This window comes from Phenylobacterium sp., from assembly GCF_041920015.1.
Lineage (GTDB): Bacteria > Pseudomonadota > Alphaproteobacteria > Caulobacterales > Caulobacteraceae > Phenylobacterium.
In genome coordinates this window covers 1-2,754 of sequence record NZ_JAYRST010000147.1, presented here as the reverse complement: position 1 = coordinate 2,754, position 2,754 = coordinate 1, and the positions used below count along the sequence as shown (strand labels likewise).

At 70.7% G+C, this 2,754-nt stretch carries 4 protein-coding genes; all 4 read right to left on the bottom strand.

Features of this window, described 5'->3' with window-relative positions; genetic code table 11:
• Window positions 1–120: 120 nt before the first annotated feature.
• Window positions 121–1,152 (bottom strand): UDP-2,4-diacetamido-2,4,6-trideoxy-beta-L-altropyranose hydrolase, encoded by a 1,032-nt coding sequence (gene pseG, locus ACE3TL_RS16885; RefSeq protein ID WP_374579818.1) that lies wholly within the window; start codon window positions 1,150–1,152, stop codon window positions 121–123.
• A gap of 49 nt (window positions 1,153–1,201) precedes the next feature.
• Window positions 1,202–1,633, bottom strand: a complete 432-nt coding sequence (locus tag ACE3TL_RS16880) for an N-acetyltransferase family protein (RefSeq protein WP_374579817.1) — start codon at window positions 1,631–1,633, stop codon at window positions 1,202–1,204.
• A 3-nt stretch (window positions 1,634–1,636) separates the two neighbouring features.
• Window positions 1,637–2,635 (bottom strand): mitochondrial fission ELM1 family protein, encoded by a 999-nt coding sequence (locus ACE3TL_RS16875; RefSeq protein WP_374579816.1) that lies wholly within the window; start codon window positions 2,633–2,635, stop codon window positions 1,637–1,639.
• Between the two features lie 13 nt (window positions 2,636–2,648).
• Window positions 2,649–2,754: GreA/GreB family elongation factor (locus ACE3TL_RS16870; protein ID WP_374579819.1), on the bottom strand; the 106-nt coding region annotated here is incomplete at its 5' end.

Here is a 2,754-nt window from a genome sequence, read left to right as displayed (position 1 = left end):
GCTCTCGCAGATCCATCGAATAGGGTCGAACCATGCAGGCTGGCCTCCGCCCAGCCCACATCTTGAATCACGATCCGCCCAAAACCGGAATCCCGCGATTCAATCAAATCCAAGCACGATCTAGGCGCGCTTAGCGATCGCTTCCAGGAAGGCCTCGGCCACACGCGGCGCGCCCAGGCCGTCGCAGACCTCCAGGCTGGCCGCCGTCAGGCGCGCGCGGGTCGCAGGATCGCTCATCAGCCGCACGGCGGCGCGGTCGAAGTTTGAGTCGAAATCGCCGCCGGCGGCGTCGATCGTCAGGGTCGCGCCCTGCTGCGCCAGGGCCTGGGCGGCCGCACGCTGATTCTCCGCCAGCACGATGGTCAGGGACGGAAGGCCGAGGGTGCAGCGCTCCCACGAGGTCGAGCCGCCGGCGCCGATGGCGATGTCGGCTTGCAAGGTCAGTTCGGCCATGTCCTGAGCATCGACATGGAGGTGCAGGCGCGCGTCGTGGGCGGCGACGCGGCGCAGGCTCGGCAGGCTGGGCGCGCCTGCGCCCAGCACGACGTCCAGGGCGACCTGGCCGATACGCTGGCGCAACCGGTCCACCACGCGGGCCGTGACGCCGCCGACATCGGTCATGCCCATCGCGATCAGAACCCGCTCCACCGGCCCGCCGCGCCGCGCGATGGCGTCGTCTCGCAGGGCGGCGAACTGCGGGCGCAAGGGGGCGTAGCGCGGGCCGAGCAGCAGGCGCGCGCCTTCGGCCAGGCCGGCATAGTCGGCCTCGGTTCGCGCCGGGCCGGAGTCGAGCACGACATCGGCGGCCAGCGGCCGGTCGGCGAGGTCGTCGATGACCAGGGCCGGCCGGCCCTGGGCTATGGCCTGGTGTTCGTCGCGGGCCAGGCCGTAGTGGTCGAAGACCACGGCGTCGAAGGCGATCTCCGTTGCGGCTTGGACGATGGCGGTGGGCGCCAATGAGGTCGCCGGCTCACGCGCCATGTCGGGGGTGAAGGCGTCCAGCATGGCCGCGACATCCGGTGAAACCAGGAACACGCACTCGGCCCCATGCTGCTGCAGGGCGCCGGCCAGGCTGAGCGAGCGCATCACATGCCCGCCGCCGACCGCAGGGCCGGCGTTGGCGATGAAGAGGATGCGAGGCCGCAGAATCATGTCGCGCCCATGGGACCCTCAAAGCCGGGCTTTGGAAAGGGAAGGCGGCTCAGCGCGGCAAGCGTACGAAGAACAGCTCTGGATCGCCGGGATCGAGGTGGTCGACCTGACCGGCCGGCAGATAGCCGCGGGCGGACAGGAGATCGCGCATCACCGTGTTGGAGACGTTGGTCGAGACGAACAGCTTTTGGGCTGCGTGGATGGCTTCGATCTCGCCCAGCAGGGCGCTGGCGACGCCGCGGCGCCGGAAGGCTTGGCCAGTGACGATGAGGTCAAGGAAGGGATTGCTGAAGAAGGCGCCGACCACGGCGAAGCCGGCTGGCTCGCCGTCCAGCAAGGCCAGGTGCGCGACCCTGCCATGCTCGCCCGCGAAGGCGGCGCGCAGCCAGCCGGCGCGGTGATTGCTGACGGCGGCGACGGGATCGAGGGCGATCGCGGCCTGGGCGTCGTCGGGAGCGGCCAGGCGGACGGCGAGGGCCATGGCTCAGGCCTTGCCGGCGTCGTAGCGGCGCAGGACCTCGGCGGCCGCGCGTTCGGTTTCGGCGAGGGGTTCGTAGGTCCAGCTATGGAAGGCGCCGCCGAACGGGCGCGCAGCGCCCAGGCGTTCGAGGTCTTCATGGAACAGCCGCAGCTTCAGGCTGTCGCCGTCCATCTTCATCACGAAGACCGGCTTGCCGGTGGAGGCTGCGTCGGTGGCGAGGTTGGTCGAGTCCTCGGTGACCAGGATGTAGTCGGCCGCCGCGAGGTAGGCGAAATAGGGATTGTCGCCTTCGCCGTTCCAGATGACGCCGGGCAGGGTCTTCAGCCGGGCCTCCAGGATCGCCTTGGCGCGCTCGGGCGTGCGGCGGGTGAAGGACACCATCACCGAGCCGCCGTCCTGAGCGACCGGGACCTCGATGTCGCGCGCCATGGCCGCTGCGCGTTCGGGCGAGAGGTCGTGGGCTTTGGACTTGCCGCCGACGATGACCGCGACGCGCGGCCGGGGCAGGGCGTCGAGCTCGCCCCGGAAGCGGGCGAGGTCCTGGGCCATGCGCTCGGCGTTGACGCGGCCGGGCGAGCCGGTGATCGGAAAGACGTTCTCGCCCTCCAGCCGGTCATGGCGGGGCGGAATGACCAGGTCGAACAGCCGCGTCGGCATCCGCGGATCCTGGATCTGCACCACATAGGTCTTGCGGCCCGACCAGCGGCGCATGCGGATCGACAGCGGCAGGGTGGCGCGCCCCGCCGCGACCCAGATGTCGGGCCATGGCGGCGCGACGTCGCCCTTGTCCGTAAGCAGTCGATGGGGAAAGGGGACCAGCCACCAGGGCAGGCGGCCGAACCAGCTTTTCCAGGCGATGCGCTTGACGACGACCTGCGCCGGCCGCTGGCGGGCCAGGGCGTTGGCCAGGCCGACGACCTGGGCCTCGATGCCCGCGCGCCCGTCGGACACCGCCCAGATGGTGAGCGGACGCCCGGCAGGCGGCGATGGCGGAAGGGTCAAGACAGCGCCTGGGCTAGAGCCACTCGACCTTGAGGATCTCGTAGGCCTTGCCGCCGCCGGGGGTGTTCACCTCGACCACGTCGCCGGTCTCCTTGCCGATCATGGCGCGAGCTAGGGGC

What these genes read in the sequence shown, in the direction of transcription:
- pseG (WP_374579818.1), bottom strand. Translation starts at nt 1,152, where the DNA reads ATGATTCTGCGGCCTCGCATCCTCTTCATCGCCAACGCCGGCCCTGCG.
- ACE3TL_RS16880 (WP_374579817.1), bottom strand. Translation starts at nt 1,633, where the DNA reads ATGGCCCTCGCCGTCCGCCTGGCCGCTCCCGACGACGCCCAGGCCGCG.